This is a genomic window from Massilia sp. DWR3-1-1, assembly GCF_049898325.1.
Classification (GTDB): domain Bacteria; phylum Pseudomonadota; class Gammaproteobacteria; order Burkholderiales; family Burkholderiaceae_D; genus JAFCUW01.
Genome location: NZ_JAFCXL010000002.1, coordinates 259,680 through 280,732, shown reverse-complemented (window position 1 = coordinate 280,732; position 21,053 = coordinate 259,680). Strand labels below are relative to the sequence as shown.

At 66.7% G+C, this 21,053-nt stretch carries 16 protein-coding genes; 11 read left to right on the top strand and 5 right to left on the bottom strand.

Annotated features, from left to right (window positions below; genetic code table 11):
- Positions 1-2 precede the first annotated feature (2 nt).
- Both eda and edd read right to left on the bottom strand, forming a co-directional pair.
- Complete coding sequence (gene eda / locus ACP7EY_RS03510) at positions 3-653, bottom strand: bifunctional 4-hydroxy-2-oxoglutarate aldolase/2-dehydro-3-deoxy-phosphogluconate aldolase (RefSeq protein WP_426190513.1); 651 nt, start codon at positions 651-653, stop codon at positions 3-5.
- A 21-nt stretch (positions 654-674) separates the two neighbouring features.
- Positions 675-2,603, bottom strand: a complete 1,929-nt coding sequence (gene edd / locus ACP7EY_RS03505; RefSeq protein ID WP_426190511.1) for a phosphogluconate dehydratase — start codon at positions 2,601-2,603, stop codon at positions 675-677.
- Positions 2,604-2,888: 285 nt separating this feature from the next.
- On the opposite strand from edd, the gene pgi reads away from it, so the two are divergent.
- From pgi to ACP7EY_RS03470, 7 genes are all read left to right on the top strand, one after another.
- On the top strand, positions 2,889-4,535 hold the full coding sequence (gene pgi / locus ACP7EY_RS03500; protein WP_426190509.1) for a glucose-6-phosphate isomerase: 1,647 nt from the start codon (positions 2,889-2,891) through the stop codon (positions 4,533-4,535).
- On the top strand, positions 4,532-5,440 hold the full coding sequence (locus tag ACP7EY_RS03495) for an SMP-30/gluconolactonase/LRE family protein (protein ID WP_426190507.1): 909 nt from the start codon (positions 4,532-4,534) through the stop codon (positions 5,438-5,440). The genes pgi and ACP7EY_RS03495 overlap by 4 nt, the downstream gene beginning before the upstream one ends.
- Positions 5,441-5,599: 159 nt before the next feature.
- Entirely contained in the window at positions 5,600-7,159 is a 1,560-nt protein-coding gene (locus ACP7EY_RS03490; protein WP_426190505.1) for an ATPase domain-containing protein, read from the top strand.
- On the top strand, positions 7,156-8,391 hold the full coding sequence (locus ACP7EY_RS03485) for a sensor histidine kinase (protein ID WP_426190503.1): 1,236 nt from the start codon (positions 7,156-7,158) through the stop codon (positions 8,389-8,391). Before ACP7EY_RS03490 ends, ACP7EY_RS03485 begins: the two co-directional genes overlap by 4 nt.
- Before the next feature lie 161 nt (positions 8,392-8,552).
- A complete protein-coding gene (zwf, locus tag ACP7EY_RS03480; protein ID WP_426190501.1) occupies positions 8,553-10,019 on the top strand; it encodes a glucose-6-phosphate dehydrogenase in 1,467 nt (488 codons plus the stop codon).
- A gap of 93 nt (positions 10,020-10,112) precedes the next feature.
- Positions 10,113-10,967, top strand: a complete 855-nt coding sequence (locus tag ACP7EY_RS03475) for an SIS domain-containing protein (protein WP_426190752.1) — start codon at positions 10,113-10,115, stop codon at positions 10,965-10,967.
- A 250-nt stretch (positions 10,968-11,217) separates the two neighbouring features.
- Positions 11,218-11,715, top strand: coding sequence for a GAF domain-containing protein (locus tag ACP7EY_RS03470; RefSeq protein ID WP_426190499.1), 498 nt, complete (start codon positions 11,218-11,220; stop codon positions 11,713-11,715).
- Positions 11,716-11,731: 16 nt separating this feature from the next.
- Here ACP7EY_RS03470 and ACP7EY_RS03465 read toward each other — a convergent pair whose 3' ends face one another.
- Both ACP7EY_RS03465 and ACP7EY_RS03460 read right to left on the bottom strand, forming a co-directional pair.
- A complete protein-coding gene (locus tag ACP7EY_RS03465) occupies positions 11,732-12,736 on the bottom strand; it encodes a MerR family transcriptional regulator (protein ID WP_426190497.1) in 1,005 nt (334 codons plus the stop codon).
- 162 nt (positions 12,737-12,898) lie between these two features.
- Positions 12,899-13,279, bottom strand: a complete 381-nt coding sequence (locus tag ACP7EY_RS03460; protein ID WP_426190495.1) for a hypothetical protein — start codon at positions 13,277-13,279, stop codon at positions 12,899-12,901.
- A gap of 190 nt (positions 13,280-13,469) precedes the next feature.
- Between ACP7EY_RS03460 and tal the strand changes: the two genes are divergently transcribed.
- Positions 13,470-14,402, top strand: coding sequence for a transaldolase (gene tal / locus ACP7EY_RS03455; RefSeq protein WP_426190493.1), 933 nt, complete (start codon positions 13,470-13,472; stop codon positions 14,400-14,402).
- Positions 14,403-14,405: 3 nt separating this feature from the next.
- On the opposite strand, the gene ACP7EY_RS03450 is transcribed toward tal, so the two are convergent.
- A complete protein-coding gene (locus tag ACP7EY_RS03450) occupies positions 14,406-15,047 on the bottom strand; it encodes a TetR family transcriptional regulator (protein WP_426190750.1) in 642 nt (213 codons plus the stop codon).
- Positions 15,048-15,188: 141 nt separating this feature from the next.
- On the opposite strand from ACP7EY_RS03450, the gene ACP7EY_RS03445 reads away from it, so the two are divergent.
- The 3 genes from ACP7EY_RS03445 to ACP7EY_RS03435 are packed head-to-tail and all read left to right on the top strand — an operon-like array spanning position 15,189 to position 21,016.
- Entirely contained in the window at positions 15,189-16,421 is a 1,233-nt protein-coding gene (locus tag ACP7EY_RS03445) for an efflux RND transporter periplasmic adaptor subunit (RefSeq protein ID WP_426190491.1), read from the top strand.
- A gap of 18 nt (positions 16,422-16,439) precedes the next feature.
- Positions 16,440-19,595, top strand: a complete 3,156-nt coding sequence (locus tag ACP7EY_RS03440; protein WP_426190489.1) for an efflux RND transporter permease subunit — start codon at positions 16,440-16,442, stop codon at positions 19,593-19,595.
- Between the two features lie 2 nt (positions 19,596-19,597).
- The gene (locus tag ACP7EY_RS03435; RefSeq protein ID WP_426190487.1) at positions 19,598-21,016 is read left to right on the top strand and encodes an efflux transporter outer membrane subunit; all 1,419 of its coding nucleotides are present in this window, start codon (positions 19,598-19,600) and stop codon (positions 21,014-21,016) included.
- Positions 21,017-21,053: the final 37 nt, after the last annotated feature.

Here is a 21,053-nt window from a genome sequence, read left to right as displayed (position 1 = left end):
GCTCAGCGCGTGCCCAGCGCGGCGGCGGCGCGCGCCAGTTCCGTGATGCGGGCCCAGTCGCCGGCGGCCAGCGCATCCTTGGGCGTGAGCCACGAGCCGCCCACGCAGGCAACGTTCTTGCAGGCCAGGAAGGCCGGCGCCGTCTCGATCGAAATGCCGCCGGTGGGGCAGAAAGTGATGTCGGGGATGGGACCGGCGATGGCGTTGAGCATGCCGACACCGCCCGCCGGCACCGCCGGGAACAGTTTTAATTGCTTGAAGCCCGCTTCGCGCGCGGCCAGCACTTCGGACGGCGTCATCACGCCAGGCAGCAGCGGCAGGCCGCTCTTGCGGGCCGCCTCGATCAGCGCCGCCGTCAGGCCGGGCGAGACGCCGAACACCGCGCCGGCGTCGCGCGCGGCGGCAAATTCGTCGGGCTGGGTCAGCGTGCCGACGCCGACGATGGCGCCTTCGACGGCGCTCATGGCGCGAATCGCCGCCAGCCCGTGCGCCGTGCGCAGCGTCACTTCCAGCACGCGGATGCCGCCGGCGACGAGCGCGCGCGCCAGCGGCACGGCGTGTTCGGGATCGTCGATGGCGATCACGGGAATGACGCGCGCGCTGCGCATGATCTCGAGCAGGCTGCTCGAGGCGTTGACGGTGGATGCATTCATGGCAGGTTCTTTCCTTGAAAGTTACTGGGGCGCGATGTGCGCGGTCTTGAACAGGGTGTCTTCGTCGGAGCCGGGCATGATCTCGCCGACGTCGGTGCCCTCGTGCAGCTGTACCGTGGTCGGCACCGGGGACGGCAGGCCAAACGTGGTGGCGCCCTGCTCGGCCGCGCTGACGCTGTTCCTGAACATGGCGAACAGTTCGCGCCCCATGCCGATGTGCGACGACGACAGGTCGGTGCTGGTCATGGCGCGCGCGCGCCAGACGGCGTCGGGCACCAGCGCCTGCAAGCTGCCGGTGGTGGCGTCGAGGCGGATGATGTCGCCGTCGCGCACCAGTCCCAGCGGGCCGCCCGCCAGGATTTCCGGCGACACGTGGATCGCCGCCGGCACCTTGCCGGACGCGCCCGACATGCGCCCGTCGGTCACCAGCGCCACGCGGCGGCCGGCGTCCTGCAGGTTCGCCAGCGCCGGCGTGAGCGCGTGCAGTTCCGGCATGCCGTTGGCGCGCGGCCCCTGGAAGCGCAGCACGGCGACGAAATCGCGGTCCAGGTGGCCGGCCTGGTAGGCGTGCATGAATTCTTCCTGCGAGTTGAAAGTGAGCGCCGGCGCCTCGACGATGCGGTGGGCTTCCTTGACGGCGGAGATTTTCATCACCGCGCGGCCCAGGTTGCCCTTGACCAGGATCAGGCCGCCGTCGACGGAGAACGGCGCCGATGCCGGCCGCAGCACGGCGTCGTCGCCGCTGACGGCGGTGGCCGCCTTCCACACCGCCTCGTCACCGTCGAGGAAGGGTTCGCTGCAGTGCTGGCGCAGGCCCCGTCCCAGGATGGTGGTGACGTCGTCGTGCAACAGGCCGACGTCGAGCAGTTCGCGGATCAGGAAGCCGGGGCCGCCGGCGGCATTGAAATGGTTGACGTCGGCGTCGCCGTTCGGATAGATGCGCGCCAGCAGCGGCACCACGCTCGACAGTTCGTTGAAATCGTCCCAGTCGATGACGATGCCGGCCGCCTTGGCGATGGCCACCAGGTGCAGCGTGTGGTTGGTCGAGCCGCCCGTGGTGAGCAGGCCGACGATGGCGTTGACGATGGCTTTTTCGTCGATCATCTGGCCGACCGGCGTGTAGGTGCCACCCTGCTGGGTCAGGGCGACGGCGCGGCGGGCGCTGGCGCGGGTGAGCGCGTCGCGCAGGGGCGCGTCCGGATTGATGAAGGACGAGCCGGGCAAGTGCAGGCCCATGAACTCCATCAGGATCTGGTTGCTGTTGGCGGTGCCGTAGAAGGTGCAGGTGCCGGCGCTGTGGTACGAGGCCGACTCGCCCTCGAGCAGTTCCTCGCGGCTCGCCTCGCCCTTGGCGTAGCGCTGGCGAATCGCCGCCTTTTCCTTGTTCGACAGGCCGCTCGTCATGGGACCGGCCGGCACGAACACGGCCGGCAGGTGGCCGAAATGCAGCGCGCCGATCAGCAGGCCGGGGACGATCTTGTCGCACACGCCCAGGTACAGGCCGGCGTCGAACATATTGTGCGACAGCGCGATGGCCGTGCTCATGGCGATGGCGTCGCGCGAAAACAACGACAGCTCCATGCCCGGCTGGCCCTGGGTGACGCCGTCGCACATGGCGGGGGTGGCGCCGGCGAACTGCGCCACCGCGTCGACTTCGCGCACGGCGGCCTTGATGATCGCCGGGAAGCGCTCGAACGGCTGGTGCGCCGACAGCATGTCGTTGTAGGCCGAGATGATGGCGATCGACGGCTTCTGCACCTGCTTGAGTTTGAGCTTGTCGTTGGCGGGAAAGGCGGCAAAACCATGGGCCAGGTTGGTGCAGGCCAGGGTGCTGCGCTGCACGCCCTGCACGCGCGCGGCGTCGAGGTGGGCCAGGTAAGCGGCGCGCGAAGCGCCGCTGCGCGCGATAATCCGGTCGGTCACCGTCTGGAGAACGGGGTGGAGCGCCATGGTGATTTCCTTTTGTGTTTGATTTATGAAATTTTACTACAAATGGCCAGGCCTGCGCATTTTGCGGTATCAATGCCGGTAATTACTAGGCTGAACGGCAACATGCAGGCGATGCAATGCGGGTTTTTGAAAACATCACGTAGTGAATTTACCGCCCTTTCAGGTACAATTCAAGCAACAATGCAGTGTAGCGCCACGGCGCCAAAGCTGCCATTCGTGCGGCCGCCCGCGCCGTTCATGTACTTCTATGTCGCCGTCGCGACCAACCTTACGCCAGCCACCGCCATGTCCCAGCCTTCCCTGCGCAGTACCGCCAGTTTTCAAGCCCTCAGCAAACTCGCTCCCGACGCCGCCCGCTGGCAGATGCGTGAACTGTTCGCCGGTGACGCCGGTCGCTTCGCCGCCATGTCGGTCGACGCCGCCGGCCTGTTCCTGGACTATTCAAAAAACCGCCTGGACGGGCGCACCCTTGCACTGCTGCTCGAACTGGCGCGCGAGCGCGGCGTCGAGGCGCGCCGCGACGCCATGTTCGCCGGCGAAAAAATCAACAACACCGAGCAGCGCGCCGTGCTGCACACAGCCCTGCGCGCGCCGGCCGACGCCGCCACCCTGATGGTCGACGGCCAGGACGTCGGCGCCGACGTGCAGGCGGTGCTGGCGCGCGTGCGCGGCTTCACCGACGCCGTGCGCAGCGGCGCCTGGCTGGGCCACACGGGCAAGCTCATCACCGACATCGTCAACATCGGCATCGGCGGCTCAGACCTGGGCCCGAAAATGGTCTGCCTGGCCCTGCGCCAGTACTCGCACCCCCGCCTGCGCCTGCATTTCGTGTCGAACGTCGACGGCCACGACCTCGACGCCACCCTCGCCGCCGTCGACCCCGAGACCACCCTGTTCATCGTCGCCTCCAAGACCTTCACCACCAGCGAAACCATGCTCAACGCGCAGACGGCGCGCCGCTGGTTCACCGCGCTGGCGCCCGAGTCGGCCCTGGCGCGCCACTTCGTGGCCGTCTCGACCAACCTGGAGGCGATCAAGGCCTTCGGCATCGACCCGGCCAATATGTTCCCGTTCTGGGACTGGGTGGGCGGGCGCTATTCAGTGTGGTCGGCGATCGGTCTGCCGATCGCGCTGGCGGTCGGCTTCGGCTACTTCCAGGATTTCCTCGCCGGCGCGCACGCCATGGACCAGCACTTCCAGAGCGCGCCGCTGGCCGCCAACATGCCGGTGCTGCTGGCCCTGGTCGGCTTCTGGAACCGCCAGTTCCTCGGCTGCGCCTCGGTCTCGATCGCGCCCTACCACCAGGACCTGTCGCGCTTTCCCGCCTACCTGCAGCAGCTCGAGATGGAAAGCAACGGCAAGCGCGTCACCCGCGACGGCGCTGCCGTCGACTACCCCACCTGCCCGGCCGTGTGGGGCGAATGCGGCACCAACGGCCAGCATGCCTACTTCCAGATGCTGCACCAGGGCACCGACGTCACCCCCATCGATTTCATCGCCGCCCTGCGTCCCGGCCACGAACTGCAGCGCCACCACGCCGCCCTGCTGGCGAACTGCTTCGCCCAGTCCGAAGCGTTCATGCGCGGCAAAACCGCCGACGAGGTGCGCCGCGACCTGGCCGCCGAGGGCCTGGCAGCGGCCGACATCGAACGCCTCACGCCGCACAAGACCTTCACCGGCAACCGCCCGTCCAACACCATCCTGATGGAATACCTGACGCCCCACTCGCTGGGCGCGCTGGTGGCGCTGTACGAGCAAAAAACCTTCGTGCAGGGCGTGCTGTGGGACGTCAACAGCTTCGACCAGTGGGGCGTCGAACTGGGCAAGGCGCTGGCCAAAAACATCGAAGCGGAGCTGACCACGGCGGCCCGTCCCGACCTGCACGACAGCTCGACCAATGGCCTCATCGCCAAGGCGCGGGAGGCCGTATGAGCGCTGCCGACATCGAGCCAGGCCTGCAGGTGGCCTTCGCCACCCCCATGACGGTGGGCGAGTCGCCGCTCTGGCACGCCGCCGAAAACTGCCTGTACTGGGTCGACATCGACGGCTTCGCCATCCACCGCCTGCATCCCGACAGCGGCGCCCACAGCAGCTGGACGGCGCCCACCGAGCCGTCGGCGCTGGGCCTGTGCCTGGACGGCGCGCTGGTGGTGGCGCTGCGCGACGGCTTTGCCCGCTTCAACCCCGTCAGCGGGGTGTTTACGCCGATCGCCGTGGCGCCCTACGACACCGCCACCGCCCGTTTCAACGACGGTCGCGTCGATCCGGCCGGGCGCTTCTGGGTGGGCACGCTGTACGAGCCGAAAGATGCGCAGAAGGCGGCCATGTACGTGCTCGAGCGGGGCGCCGTGCGCACCGCATGGGACGGCGGCATGACGACCTCGAACGGCCTGGCCTTCAGCACCGACCAGCGCTGGATGTACCACGCCGACACCCCCAGCCACCGCATCGACCGCTATCCCTACGATCCGGCCACGGGCGAACTGGGCGCGGCCGTGCCGTTCCAGCGCTTTGCCAGCGACAAGAGCGCCGCCGACTACGGCGGGCGCCCCGATGGCGCCGCCGTCGACAGCGAAGGGGCCTACTGGAGCGCCATGTTCGAGGGCGCCCGCCTGCTGCGCTTTAGCAGCGAGGGCGAGCTGCTGCGCGAAGTGAAGCTGCCCGTGCGCTGCCCCACCATGATGGCCTTCGGCGGCGCCGACCTGCGCACCCTGTACATCACCAGCGCCGGCGCCAGGCGCCCGGCCGCCGAGCGCGCGCGCTACCCCCTGTCGGGCTGCCTGCTGGCCTTGCGGGTCGAGGTGCCGGGCCTGCCGGCACCGGCCTACCTGCCGTAAACAACAGTGAACGCGCCACATTACACATGTGCCATGATCGGGTGCATTTACGGCCTCGCCATCGAGCACGCAGGCAGACGCTGATAGACTGTCGCCTGTTGTCCCGACTTCTCGTTGGGCTCTCGATCGATATCGCATCTTTACTGCACAAGGCACGACGTGGACACGCTGGTTAAAACGGGCATCGCCGGACTCGATGAAATTCTGCTGGGCGGCATCCCGCGCCACAACAACCTGATCGTCGAAGGCGCCCCCGGCACCGGCAAGACCACGCTGGGCCTGGGCTTCATCTACGCCGGCGCCGCCCTGTACGACGAACCGGGGGTGATCGTCTCGTTCGAGCTCGACGCCGCCAAGCTGCTGCGCGACGCCGCCGGCTTCGACTGGGATCTGCAGGCGCAGATCGACGCCGGCCGCATCAAGATCATCCAGACCAGTCCGGCCGTGCTGCTGTCGGAATTTCGCAACGCCGACGGCGCCTTCGCCGACACCTTGCGCGGCATGGGCGCCAAGCGCCTGCTGATCGACGGCCTCACCCCCATGCGCCTGTACGCCGAAGTGCACGACCTGCCGTTCCGCGAAGACGTCCACGTGCTCATCGAGGGCCTCAACCGCCTCGGCGTGACCACGCTGGTGACGGCCGAGCGGGAAGAGTCCATGGTCGCGCCGGCCCACGAGCGCTTCGTGTTCGACACCATCATCGAACTCACCCGCGCCGAGCACAAGCGCCGGGTCGAGCGCCGCCTGACGGTGTCGAAGTCGCGCGGCCAGGATTTCATCGGCGGCAGCCACACCATGCGCATCGAAGCGCACCAGGGCATCCACGTGTACCGCCGCGCCCAGTCGCGCCCCATGCTGCTCAACGACCAGCCCACGTCCGAGAAACGGCTGTCGATCGGCGCGCCCGCCATCGACGCGCTGATGGACGGCGGCCTGTACGAAGGCTCGGTGACCATGGTGAGCGGCATTTCCGGCACCGGCAAGACGGTGCTGTCGGTGCAGTTCCTCACCGCCGCCGTCAAGGCCGGCCACAAGACCATGCTGGTGACGCTCGACGAGCATCCGCGCCAGCTGATCCGCAATGCCGCCTCGCTGGGCTTCGACCTCGAAGGCATGCGCGAACGGGGCGAGCTGTTCGTGCTGTACGAGTCGCCACTCGAACTCGAACTCGACGTGCACTTCGACCGCGTGATCAAGCTGGCCGAGCGCGAAAGCATCGACTGCATCGTGTTCGATTCAGTGGCGGTGTACGAGATGGCCAGCCGCAGCGAAGTGGCCGACTACCTGTACGCGCTGGCCACGTATTTCAAGAATCGCCTGGCGACGGTGTTCTTCAACTACGAAAGCCCGGAGCTGCTGGGGCTGTCGCAGATCAGCGAAGAACTCAAGGGCTCGCACCTGGTCGACAACATCATCCTGCTCAATTACGTCGAAATCTCCACCATGCTGCGCCGCGCCATCGCCATCCCCAAGGTGCGCGGCAGCCGCAACCTGCAGATCACCCGCGAATACGTGATCGCCGAAGGGGGCCTGGCCCTGCTCGACGAGGACGGCTCGCCGTCGGCGCGCGCCAACGCCGTGCCGCAACTGCCGTTTTCCGCCTATTCGAGCCTGCTGTCACGCTCGCCGACGCGCCAGAGCCCGGCCATCGAAGTGGCCGTCGCCCACGGCGATGCGCTGCCCGCCTCGGTCGACCTGCCCACCGAATCGACTTCGTGATCCACATCGCGCTGTCCCACGCCGGCGGCATCGACTGGCACGAATGGGACCTGCCCCTGCTGCAGTTTTGCCAGGCCAGCGGCCTGACGGTGTCGGCCTACGACATCGCCGGCGCGCGCCAACTGGGCCCGCTGCTGGCGACGCCGGTGGCGCGCTTTCTGGGCGGCTCGACGTTGTGGGCCGAGGACGGCCCCGGCAGCGCCGTCGAGCGGCGCATGGCGGCCGCCATCGCCGCCGGCGCACCCCATGTGGAGGAGCTGTTCCATGGCATGCGCGTGTGCGCCCTGCCCTTGACGCGCGCCGGCCAGCGTTACGGCGCGCTGCTGTTCGGCTGGTGCCTGCGCGACTTCAGTTCGCCCATGGCCTGCGAGCTGCTGGCCCGCCAGGTGGGGCTGTCCGGCCAGGCGCTGTGGCGCGAAGTGCGGCTCGACGTGCCCTTGACCGACGCCCGCCTGGCCACCTACCGCGAACTGCTGCGCACCCTGGCCGGCTCGCTCGACCGTCAGCGCGACACCATCGATGAACTCAACCGCGTCAGCCGCACCCGCGACCTGTTCCTGGCCACCGTGTCACACGAAATGCGCACGCCCCTGTCGGCGCTGTCGCTGCGGGTCGACCTGCTGCTTAAAACCATGCGCGACCTGCCGCCGGCACTGACCACGGCGCTGCAGGCCATGCGCGTGCACGTGCGCCAGGAAGCGGCCATGGTGGAAGACCTGATCGACGCCGCCCGCACCCTGACGGGCACCATGTCGATCGACAAAGTGCCCGTCTCGCTGGGCAGCATCGTGCGCGACGCCGTCTCGACCATCGAAACCAAGGCCCACGACAAGCGCATCGCCTTTTCGGTGGCGCCGGCCGACTTCGGCGACCGCATCGAGATCGACGGCGATCCGCGCCGCCTGCAGCAGGTGCTGTGGAACCTGATCCTCAACGCCATCAAGTTCACTCCCGAAGGCGGCGCCATCGCCGTCGTCATCAGCCGTCTCGACGACGGCGTGCGCATCCGCATCGATGACAGCGGCCAGGGCATCGATGCGGCCGACCTGCCGCACGTGTTCGGCGCCTTCACCCTGCAAACCCAGGCCAATGCCAGCGGCCTGGGACTGGGCCTGTACATCGCCCGCCGCATCGTCGAACTGCACGGCGGCACCCTCAGCGTCGACAGCGCCGGCGTGGGCCTGGGCAGCAGTTTTACCATTCACCTGCCGCCGCCTGAACCGCGCGACTGAGGCCGATGGGGTCGCTACGTAGTAAAATTACTTGCGATCCGGCCAATCGTGTAGTAAATTTACATCACGACGGCTGACCGTCGCGCCCGCGTCACCCGTGCGCCGGCGCGACAGCGAACCCGGCATCATCTTCGGCACCCCACTACTGCGATCACACTACTATGGCACTCAACGATTTTGACCTTGTCCTGTTTGGCGGCTCAGGCGACCTGGCGATGCGCAAGCTGCTGCCGGCGATGTACGCGCGCCACCTGGCCGGCGACCTGCCCGCCAGCGCCCGCATCATCTGCGTCGGGCGCCACGACTGGACGACCGAAGCGTTCCTCGCCGAAGCGGAAAAAACCTCCAAGCCCCACATCAAGGCGCCCGACGAAACAGCCTGGGCCGGTTTCATCAAGCGCATCGTCTATGTCTCCGTCAACGCCACCGACGTCGCCACGTATGGCGCCCTGGTCGAGGCGCTGCGCAAGGATGACAGCCTGACCCGCGTGTACTACCTGGCCACGCCGCCGCACCTGTTCGCGCAGATCTGCGACAACCTCAAGGCCACCGGCCTGGCCACCGCCAATTCGCGCGTGGTGCTGGAAAAGCCGCTGGGCCGCGACCTCGCCTCGGCCAAGCAGATCAACTTCGAAGTGGGCAAGGTATTCGCCGAATCGCAGATCTACCGGATCGACCATTACCTGGGCAAGGAGACGGTGCAGAACCTGCTGGCCCTGCGCTTCGGTAACATCCTGTTCGAACCGCTGTGGCGGCGCGAGTGGATCTCCGACGTGCAGATCACCATCGCCGAAAAAATCGGCGTGGGCAACCGCATGGGCTACTACGACACCTCGGGCGCCCTGCGCGACATGCTGCAAAACCACCTGCTGCAACTGCTGTGCATCGTGGCGATGGAGCCGCCCACCTCGATTTCGCCGGACGCCGTGCGCGACGCCAAGTTGCAGGTGCTGCGCTCGCTGAAGAAATTCACCCCCACCACGCTGGCGCAAAACATCGTGCGCGGCCAGTACCGCAGCGGCCACGTCGACGGCCAGCCAGTACCTAGCTACAAGGACGAGCCGGATGCGCCCGCGCAGTCCTCGACCGAGACCTTCGTCGCCCTGAAAGCGGAGATCGACACCTGGCGCTGGGCCGGCGTGCCCTTCTATCTGCGCACCGGCAAGCGCATGGCCGACCGCCTCGCCGAAATCGTGGTGCGCTTCAAGCCCATCCCGCACTCGATTTTCAACCAGCCCACCAGCAGTTTCCAGCCCAACAGCCTGGTCATCCGCCTGCAACCGGACGAGGGCCTCTCGCTCAACCTGATGGCCAAGACCCCGGGCGACTCGATGCGCCTGAAGCAGGCCGAGCTCGAACTCGATTTCCGCGAACAATTCAAGACCCCGCGCATGGACGCCTACGAGCGCTTGCTGCTCGACGTGCTGCGCGGTCAGCTGACCCTGTTCATGCGGGGCGACGAACTCGAGGCGGCCTGGGAATGGGTCGAACCGATCCTCAATTACTGGGAGCAGGACGACGACAACCCGATTCCCTACACCTCGGGCACCTGGGGCCCGGCCGCGGCCAGCGCCCTGATCGGGCGCGATGGGCTGCAGTGGCGTGAAGAGGCCTTACCTGAAGACTAATATCAGAAGGGCTGCGGAGTCCGTCCCTGCAGGCGCATTGCGAGGCAATGCGAATTGCCTGCATCACCTGCGCACCACGCTGCGAGTGGCATGATGCTGCTCGACTCGATCCGCACCCAGCTCGACTCGCTGTCCAAGTCCGAGCGCAAGGTGGCGCTGGCGGTGCTCGAACAGCCGGCGCTCACCGTCAGCCAGAACATCACGGCGCTGGCCCGTCATGCCCAGGTATCCGAACCCACGGTGGTGCGCTTTTGCCGCACGCTGGGCTACGACGGCTGGCACGAATTCAAGCTCAAGCTGGCGCAGGGGCTGGCGCTGGCGCTGCCCGGCGCCAACGAGCAGCCGGCCCAGGACGATCTGGCGGCGGACCTGGTCAGCAAAATCTGCAGCCGCTCCATCAACACCCTGCTCGACCTGCGCAACAACCTCAATCCGGACGCCATCGAACGGGCCCTGTCAATCCTGGCGCGCGCCAGCAAGATCGAGTTTTATGGCCAGGGTACCTCCGGCATCGTCGCCGCCGACGCCCAGCACAAGTTTTTCCGCTCGGGCGTGCCGACGGTGGCGTATTCCGACCCGAATATCCACAGCATCGCCGCCGCCCTGCTGCGCGAAGGCGATGCCGTGGTCGCCATTTCCCAGCGCGGCAACAGCCCGGCCCTGCTGCGCTCGGTGAAACTGGCACGCCGCGGCGGCGCCGACGTCATCGTGCTGGCCCCCTCGGGCACGCCGCTGGCGGAACTGGCCACCGTGCTCATTCCCATCGACCTCATTTTTAATACCGATCCGTACACGCCCATCTCGGCGCGCCTGGCTTACCTGGTGGTGATCGACGTGCTGGCGGTGGGCCTGGCGATCCAGCGCGGGCCGGAGTTTCGCAAGAAGATGCAGAATGCCCAGAAGGCGCTGCAGGAGTTCGATATGCAGTTCGATTCGTTCATCGGATAAATTTTTTCAACAAAAGTGAAACCCTACTTTTGTTAAGACTGATATTGAGGAAAGGCACGCAAGGGCCAGGGATGGTCAGGCAAGAATCCCTGGCGGAGCCAGATGATTCTTAAGGGACGCAAACCCGACGCGGTGCGTAGTTCGCCGCGGGGAGTGAGGGTGGCGGTGGGGCGGCTGCACGACAGCCGCCACGCCGGCAGGGATCAGCTTGCGCGGGTAAAATATGGCCTTTCGACTCACTGGCCATCCCATGCACATCACGCCCGCCGCTTCCACCGCCCCCGATTACGCCATGCTGGTTCGCCAGGTCGACAGCATCCTCGAAGGCGAGCGCGACCTGGTCGCCAATGCGTCGCAGTTTTCCGCGTTTATTTATGACACCATCGCCGACCTGAACTGGGCCGGTTTTTACCTGGCGCGGCCGGCCAGGAACGGCGCCGGCCAGGAACTGCTGGTGGGGCCATTCCAGGGCAAGGTGGCGTGCGCCCGCATCCCCTTCGGCCGCGGCGTGTGCGGCGCCGCCGCCGAGCAGCGCCAGACCATGCTGGTGCCAGACGTGCACGCCTTCCCCGGCCACATCGCCTGCGACTCCGCCTCGAACGCGGAAATCGTCATCCCCCTGATCAAGAACGGCGCCGTGCTGGGCGTGTTCGACATCGACAGCCCTACACTCAACCGTTTCAGCCAGGCCGACCAGGCGGGACTCGAAGCACTGGTGGCGGCGTTCCTGGCGGCCACCGACCTGTAATAAAGGCGCCGCCCCGTCAGCGCAGCGCGGCGCGCAACCACGCCACCATCTCGTCGCTCATGGCGCGGCCCATTTGCAGCAGCGGTTCCGATGCCACCGCCAGCCGGAAGCGCGGCACGGTGGCCGGGTCGCTGCCAACCATGTCCTCGAACAGCGCGTGCCAGCGCGCCGCCAGCGCCGCCGCCGCCGGCGCCTGCGGTGACGGGTCGGCCTGCATCTGCGCACGCACCGCCGCGATCAAGGCCGGCCATTCGGCGGCGCGGCCCTGCTGGTGACGGCGCATGCGATCGAGTTCTTCCACCGTCAGGTAGCCGGCATACGCGCCCAGCTTGATGTCGCCGATGGCGCGCATGATAAACCCCCGCATGGCCGGCGAGATGCCGGTGTCGCGCTGCGCCTCGGGCTGCTCGCGGTGCATGGTGTCGAGCTGCACCAGCAAGTCCGGGTCGCCCGCCGTGTCGCGCTCGAGCAGTACCATCCAGCGCAGCGCGGCCGCACGCACGGCAGCGTCATCAACAGCGGCGCCCGCCTCGATCAGCGCGGCCACCGTCTGCACCAGCTCGCGCCATTCGGCCGGCGCGTCCGGGTTGCTCAGCAGTGGCAGGCGCGCCAGTTGGTCCTTCGTGAAATAATTGTCGTACATGGTCATGTTCTCCAGAGTGGTCAGCCAGGTAGAGAGCGCGGGCGCCTCGCCGCGCGCCAGTTGATCGCGCAGGGCGATCAACTGGGCGCGCATGCGGCCGGCCTCGTCGATCTGTCGATCGAGCGCGGCCAGCTGGCTGGTGACGATCGCCAGCGGCGACACGTCCGCGCGGTCCAGGTATGCGCCGATGCCCGACAAATCCATGCCCAGCTTGCGCAGGGCCTGGATCTGCTGCAGGCGGGCGACATCGTCGCTGCCGTAGAGCCGGTAACCGGCTTGCGACCGCGCCGACGGCGCCAGCAGGCCGATGCTGTCGTAGTGGTGCAGCGTGCGTACCGTCAGTCCGGCGCGCGTGGCCAGTTCCCCTACTTTCAACATCGATGCCTCCCTTGTTTATCGAGCGTGCTGCCACTGTGAAGCCTGACGCAGGGTCAGGGTCAAGCCGATTCGCATTTTAACGGCGCGCACGTAAAACGGGGCCGGCCAGCGCACGCATGCGCCGTCCGGCCCCGTTTTACGTGCAGCCCGTCGAGGACGGGATTACATGCCCGTCTTGGCGTCCTTGGCCGCCTTGCCCGCTTCGGTGCTGCCGCCGGCCGAGCTGTGATCGTTCGCTTCGCCCGTCACCGGCGCCTTGGCCTTGCTGGCCTTGGTCTTGGCGGGACGGGTTTTGCCGGCCGGGCGGCTGACCGCGTTGGCCGAGGTGGCGTCGTTGGCTTCGCCGACCTTTGGCGGCACCACGCCCGGATTGACGTTGCCGGTGGCGTTCTTGACCTTTGGCGTGCCGGTGCTGGCGGCGTTGGCCGAGGTGTGGTCGTTCGCTTCGCCGACCGGGGTCGGCTTCGACTGGGCCTGGGCGCCGGCCAGGGTGACGGTGGCGGCGACGGCGATCAAGGCCTGGGCAAAAATGGATGCTCGCATGAATTTCTCCTGAAAAGTGATGGCGACCGGTTGGCCGCGATGTGCTCTGCAGTCAGTGTAACGATGGCAACATAAATCGCGCGCGCGATTGGCCGGGCATGCGTGCCCGGCCGGCCCGGAACTGCCCGCCCCGGGGCTGCGGCAGCTTGGTACAATAGATTCCCATACCCTCAACCTTCACCCGTGCGCCATGAATCAACTCGAACAGCTCAAGCAATTCACCACCGTCGTTGCCGACACCGGCGATTTTCAGTCGATCAAGGCGTACGCCCCGCGCGATGCCACCACCAATCCTTCGCTGATCCTGAAAGCGGTGCAAAAGGCCGAATACCGGCCCCTGCTCGAGCAGGCCGTGCGCGACCATCCTTCGCTGTCGACCACGGACGTCATCGACCACCTGCTGGTGGCCTTCGGCATTGAAATCCTCAAGCTGGTGCCAGGCCGCGTGTCCACCGAAATCGATGCCCGCCTGTCGTTCGACACCGAAGCCAACGTCGCCAAGGGCCGCGAACTGATCGCCCTGTACGAAGCGGCCGGCTACGGACGCGACCGCGTGCTCATCAAGATCGCCTCGACCTGGGAAGGCATCCGCGCCGCTGAAATCCTCGAGCGCGAAGGCATCCACTGCAACCTGACGCTGCTGTTCGCCCTGCCCCAGGCGATCGCCTGCGCCGAAGCGAAAGTCCAGCTCATTTCGCCCTTCGTCGGCCGCATCTACGACTGGCACAAAAAATCGACGGGCATCGACTACACGGGCGCGGAAGACCCGGGCGTGCAATCGGTCAAGCGCATTTACCAGTACTACCGCAAGTTCGGCTACCGCACCGAGGTGATGGGCGCGAGCTTTCGCAATACCTCGCAGATCCTCGAACTGGCCGGCTGCGATCTGCTCACCATCGCGCCTGACCTGCTGCAAAAATTGGCCGACAGCAATGGGCCCGTGGTCCGCAAGCTGGGCGGTGACGCGCCAGGGGCGACCATCGACAAGGTGTCGATCGACGAAAAAACCTTCCGCTTCATGATGAACGAAGACCCCATGGCGACCGAAAAACTGGCCGAAGGCATCCGCGCCTTCTGCGCCGATTCGGGCAAGCTCAAGCAGATGATCACCGCCCTGCGTTAATCCTTAGCCCGCCAGCGGCGCCGCCCGGGGTGGCGCCCGCAGGCAGGCCAGATGGGTGTCGACAATGTCGCCGCCCAGCTTGACCAGGTCGAAAGCCTGCTGATCGAGCAGCCAGGCGCGCAGCAAGCCGTCGAGAATGGCCCACAGTCCCAGCGCCACCGCCACCGGATCGACCCCTTCGCGCACTTCACCGGCGACAATGCCGTCGCGGATTGCCTTCTCCGTGCGCGCCATCCACAGTTCCTGGTTTTGCTTGCGGCGCTCGCGCACCGTGTTCATTTCGTCGATGAATTCCATCTTGAGGGTGGCGATTTCAAACACCCGGCGCGCCTGCGGGTTCTGCACCGTGATGCGAAATACGGCGATGATGTGCTCGCGCAAGGCGTCCAGCGGCGCCAGCGGATGATTGTCTTCCAGTAACTGGCGGGCCGCCTCGAGCGGCGTCTTGACGCGCTCCATCATGGCGTTGAACATCGCCCCCTTGTCCAGAAAATGCCAGTAGATTGCGCCGCGCGTCACGCCCGCCGCCGTTGCGATATGCTGCAAGGTGGTACCCGCCACGCCTTGCCGTACAAATAACTGCTCTGCCGCATCCAGGATACTGTCACGGGTCGCCAATGCGTCTTCCTTGGTCCTGCGTACCATCATTTGCTCCAAATACCCAAACTGGCTGGGCCAAACATTAAACATACACTCGTGATAGTATAGCCGCAAAATCGATAAAAGCCAGCGGCACTACCCCGACGACTCTGCGGGAGCGCCGCATTTTCAAAGGATGCCCCCGCAATGCGCACTGCCACCTCTTTCCCTTTGTCCAAGACCCGGCTGACCGCCGTCAGCCTTGCCGTTCTGCTCGCGTTGGCCGCCTGCGGCAAGAAAGACGATCCGGCTGCCGCTGGCGCCGCTGGCGCCGCTGGCGCTGCCCGGCCGCCCGCGCAGGTGGGCGTGATCACCACCAGGTTCGAGCCGGTCGCCCTGCAGACGGAGTTGCCGGCCCGCGTGGAGCCCGTGCGCGTGGCCCAGGTACGGGCCCGCGTCAATGGCGTGGTGCTCAAGCGCCTGTTTACGGAGGGCAGCGAAGTCAAGGCCGGCCAGGTGCTCTACCAGATCGATGCCGCGCCCTATGAAGCGGCGCTGGCCAGCGCCCGCGCCAACCTGGTCAAGTCGCAGGCGGTACTGAACCAGGCCGCCGCCCAGGCCGAGCGCTACAAGCCGCTGGTCGAAGCGAACGCCGTGAGCAAGCAGGAATACGTCAACGTCGTCGCCACCCAGAAAACCGCGGAAGCGGACGTCGCCGCCCAGAAGGCGGCCGTGCAGACGGCCCAGCTCACCACCGGTTACGCCAGCGTGACGGCGCCCATCGCGGGCCGCATCGGCCGCGCCCTGGTCACCGAAGGCGCCCTCGTCAGCGCCAGCGAAGCGACCCAGCTGGCCGTCATCCAGCAAACCAGCACGGTCTACCTGAACATCACCCAATCGGCGACCGAACTGCAAAAGCTGCGCCGCGCCGCGGGCGCCGGTGCGGCCGGCAGCATTGCCGTCACCGTCATCCTCGACGACGGCACGGAGCTGGGCCGCAAGGGCAAGCTGCTGTTCTCCGACGTCACCGTTGACCCGACCTCGGGCCAGGTGGCCCTGCGCGCCGAAGTGCCCAACCCCGACAACGCCCTGCTGCCAGGCCAGTACGTGCGCGCCCGCCTGTCGCAGGCATCGCTGCCGGCAGCCATGCTGGTGCCCCAGCAGGCTGTCACGCGCGGCAACAATGGCGACACCGTCATCGTCGTCGGCGCCGACAACAAGCCAGCGCCCCGCCCCGTCAAGATCGGTTCCCAGCAAGGGGCCAACTGGGTGGTGCTCGAGGGCCTGAAAGAAGGCGAAAAAGTCGTCGTCGACGGCTTCCAGAAAATGATGGTGCCGGGCGCGCCCGTCACGCCGGTGCCATGGAGCCCGGCAGCAGCAGCACCCGCCGCCGCCCCCGCCGCCGCCGCCGCTTCGGCGCCAGCCACGGCTGCCAAATAACCCACACAGGATTCCTTCATGGCTCGCTTTTTTATTGATCGCCCCGTTTTTGCGTGGGTGATCGCCTTGTTCATCATGGTGATGGGCGCCGTTTCCATCACCCAGCTGCCGATCGCGCAGTACCCCAGCGTGGCGCCGCCGTCGATCGTCGTCACCACCGCCTACCCGGGCGCCTCGGCCCAGACCCTGGAAGACTCAGTCATCAGCGTCATCGAACGGGAAATGAACGGGTCGCCCGGCCTGATCTACATGGAGTCGATCAGCCAGGCCAACGGCACCGGCACCATCACGCTCTCGTTCGAGACGGGCACCAATCCCGACCTGGCCCAGGTCGACGTGCAAAACCGCCTGGGCCGGGCCACCCCGCGCCTGCCGCAGGCGGTGGTGCAGCAAGGTGTGCGGGTCGATAAATCGCGCTCGAACTTCCTGCTGTTTACCATCTTGTCCTCGGACGACCCGAAATGGGACCCGATCGCGCTGGGCGACTACGCCTCGCGCACGGTGCTGCCGGAAATCCAGCGCATCAAGGGCGTCGGCCAGGCCCAGCTGTTCGGTACGGAAAAAGCCATGCGCATCTGGATCGATCCGGCCAAGCTGGTCGGCTTCAACCTGTCGACGGCGGACGTCAACAACGCCATCCGCCAGCAAAACGCCCAGGTCGCCTCAGGCACCATCGGCGACCTGCCCCTGCAAGTCGGTCAGACCATTTCCGCCACCGTGGTCGTCACTGGCCAGCTGAGCAATGTCGAACAGTTCGGTAACATCGTCCTGCGCGCCAACGCCGACGGCTCCACCGTGCGCCTGAAAGACGTCGCCCGCATCGAGCTGGGCGGCCAGAGCTACGGCACCTCGGCCCGCCTGAACGGCAAACCATCGACCGGCATCGGGGTGCAGTTGTCGCCCTCCGGTAACGCCCTTGAGACGGCCAAGCTGGTGCGTGCACGCATGAAGGAATTGTCGAAATACTTCCCGCCTGGCATGAAGTACTCGGTGCCCTTCGACAGCTCGGCGTTTATCGACATCTCCATCAAGCAAGTGGTGGAAACCCTGATCGAAGCGGTGCTGCTGGTGTTCGTGGTGATGTACCTGTTTCTGCAAAATTTCCGCTACACCATCATTCCCACCATCGTGGTGCCGGTCGCCCTGCTCGGCTCGCTGGCCACCCTGCTGGCGCTGGGCTTTTCCATCAACGTGCTCACCATGTTCGGCATGGTGCTGGTGATCGGTATCGTCGTCGATGACGCCATCGTGGTGGTGGAAAACGTCGAACGCATCATGAGCGAAGAAGGCTTGCCGCCGCTGGAAGCGACGCGCAAGGCGATGGGCCAGATTTCCGGCGCCATCATCGGCGTCACCGTCGTGCTCATGTCGGTGTTCGTGCCGCTGGCCTTCTTCGCCGGCGCGGTCGGCAATATTTACCGCCAGTTCTCGGCCGTGATGGTGTCGTCGATCTTCTTCTCCGCCTTCATGGCGCTGTCGCTCACGCCGGCCCTGTGCGCCCACTTCCTCAAGCCCGTCGAAAAGGGCCACACCCACGTCAAGAAAGGCTTCTTTGGCTGGTTCAACCGGGGCTTTACCAAAACTGCCAAGGGCTATGAAGGCTGGGTCGCCAAGACCTTGCGCCATACGGGCCGCGCGCTGGTGGTGTTTGCCGTCGTCATCGGCGTGGTCGGCCTGATCTTCACCCGCCTGCCATCGTCGTTCCTGCCCAACGAAGACCAGGGTTACATCATCGCCAACGTGCAGTTGCCGGCCGGCGCCACCCTCGAACGCACCTCGGCAGTGATGAAGGATGCCGAAGCATTCATCCTCAAGCAGCCGGAAGTGGCCAGCATGGTCAGCGTGCTGGGCTTTAATTTTTCCGGCCAGGGCCAGAACGTCGCGCTCGCCTTCATTCCCCTGAAAGACTGGAAAGAGCGCGGCGCCGGCCATGGCGCCGCCGACATCGCCGGCCGCATCACGGGCGCCCTGTCGAGCCAGCGCGATTCCTTCGTGTTCGCCCTGTCGCCGCCGCCGATTCCCGAACTGGGCACGGGCACGGGCTTCTCGTTCCGCCTGCAAGACCGCGGCGGCAACGGCCCCGCCGCCCTGCTGGCGGCGCGCAACCAGATGCTGGGCATGGCGGCGAAAAACCCCGTGCTGGCGGGCGTGCGTCCGGAAGGCCTGGAAGCGGCGCCCCAGGTCCAGCTCGACATCGACCGCGACAAGGCCAATGCGCTGGGCGTGACCTTCGATGCCATCAACACGGCCATCTCGACGTCGCTCGGTTCGTCCTACATCAACGATTTCCCGAACAACGGGCGCTTGCAGCGCGTCGTGGTGCAGGCCGAAGCGGCCTCGCGCATGCAGCCGGAAGACCTGTTGCGCCTGAACGCGGTCAACGCCAAGGGCCAGCAAGTGCCGCTGTCGGCCTTTGCCACCACCCGCTGGATCACCGGCCCCATGCAGACGGTGCGCTACAACGGCTACTCGACGATGCGCATTTCCGGCGACGCGGCCAAGGGCTACTCGACGGGCCAGGCGCTCGAAGAGATGGAGAAAATGGCGGGCCAGTTGCCGCCCGGCTTCGGTTTCGAGTGGACCGGCCAGTCGCGCGAGGAAAAACTGTCCGGTTCGACCGTCTTCGTGCTGCTCGGCTTCGCCCTGCTCGCCGTGTTCCTGTCGCTGGCCGCCCTGTATGAAAGCTGGTCGATTCCCGTCGCCGTGCTGCTGGTCGTGCCGTTCGGCGTGCTCGGTGCGCTGATGGCGGCCACCGCACGCGGCCTGCCCAACGATGTGTACTTCAAGGTCGGCCTGATCACCATCATCGGCCTGGGCGCCAAAAACGCCGTGCTGATCATCGAGTTCGCCAAGGAACTGCAGGAAAAAGGCATGTCGGCCGTCGATGCCGCGATTGCCGCCTGCCACCTGCGGTTCCGGCCGATCCTGATGACCTCGCTGGCCTTCATCCTCGGCGTGCTACCGCTGGTGATCGCTTCCGGCGCCGGCGCCGCCAGCCAACGCGCCATCGGTACCGGCGTGATGGGCGGCATGATCACGGCCACCGCGCTGGGCGTGTTCTTCGTGCCCGTGTTTTTCGTGCTGATACGCAAATTATTTGGCGGAAAGGACCACCCCCAGCCGGCCACGCCGCAGGTGGCGGGCCCGGCCACCGTTACAGAGGAAAAAGTATGATTATGAACAATATTTCTCCACTGGCATTTCGGCTGGCGCCGCTGGCGCTGGTGCTGGCGCTGACCGGCTGCACGTCACTGGCGCCGCACTACCAGCGCCCGGCCGCGCCAGTGGCGGCCGCCTTCCCTGACGCCCCCGTCAGCGCCGCCACCGCGCAGGCCGCCTCTAGCATCGCCTGGCAGAGTTACTTTGCCGACGCCCGCCTGAAGCAGTTGATCGACCTGGCGCTGGTGAACAACCGCGACCTGCGCGTGGCGATTTTGAACATCGAACAGGCGCGCGCGGCCTACCAGATCCGCCGCGCCGACACCTTGCCCACGCTGAACCTGGCCGCCACCGGCAGCCGCAGCCCGGGCGCCAACGACAGCATCGTCAGCGCCTACCAGGTGGGCCTGGGCGTGTCGGCCTTCGAGCTGGACCTGTTCGGCCGCGTGCGCAATTTGAGCGACGCGGCGCTGGCGCAGTTCCTGGCCACGGACGAGGCGCGCAAGAGTACCCAGATCAGCCTGATTTCGTCGGTGGCCAATACCTACCTGTCGCTGCTGGCCGACGAGGAATTGCTCGAGCTGACGCGCCAGACCCTGGCCGGCCGCGAAGAATCGCTGCGCCTGATCCAATTAAAATTCGACAACGGCATCGTGTCGAAACTCGACCTGCAGCAGGGTGTCTCGCTGGTCGAGACGGCCAGAGTGGTGCTGGCGCAGCAGTTGCGCCAGCGCGCCCAGGATGCCAACCTGCTGGTCCAACTGGTGGGACAGCCGCTGCCGGCCACCCTGCCCGCCACGCGCACGCTGGCGCAGACGGCGCTGGGCGACTTGCCCGCCGGCCTGCCATCGGACTTGCTGGCGGCACGGCCGGACATCCGCGCCGCCGAGCAGCAGCTGATCGCCGCCAACGCCAACATCGGCGCCGCCCGCGCCAATTTCTTCCCCCGCATCTCGCTCACGGCCAGCGCCGGCAGCGCCAGCGGTGAACTCTCTGGCCTGTTCAAGGGCGGCTCGTTCGGCTGGACCTTCGCCCCGCAGGCGCTGCTGCCGATCTTCGACTACGGCCGCAACCAGGCCAACCTGGCCAGCGCCCGCGTCGGCAACGACATCGCGGTGGCCAACTACGAGAAGGCCATCCAGGTGGCGTTCCGCGAAGTGTCGGACGGCCTGGCCGGCCAGGCAACGTATGCCGAACAGCTGCGTGCCCAGCGCCGCGTGGCCGAGGCCGAAGCGGACCGCTTCAACCTGTCGGACCTGCGCTACAAATCGGGCGCCAGCTCCTACCTGGAACTGCTCGACGCCCAGCGCGCCCTGTTCGACGCCCAGCGCTCGGCCATCTCGGCCAACCTGCTGCGCCTGCAGAACCAGGTCACCCTGTACCGCGTACTGGGCGGCGGTTGGAGCACGGCGCAAGCGCCCACCGCGCAGCGCTGATCGCGCGCGCGCAGTGTCCCAAAACGGAGCCTTGGTG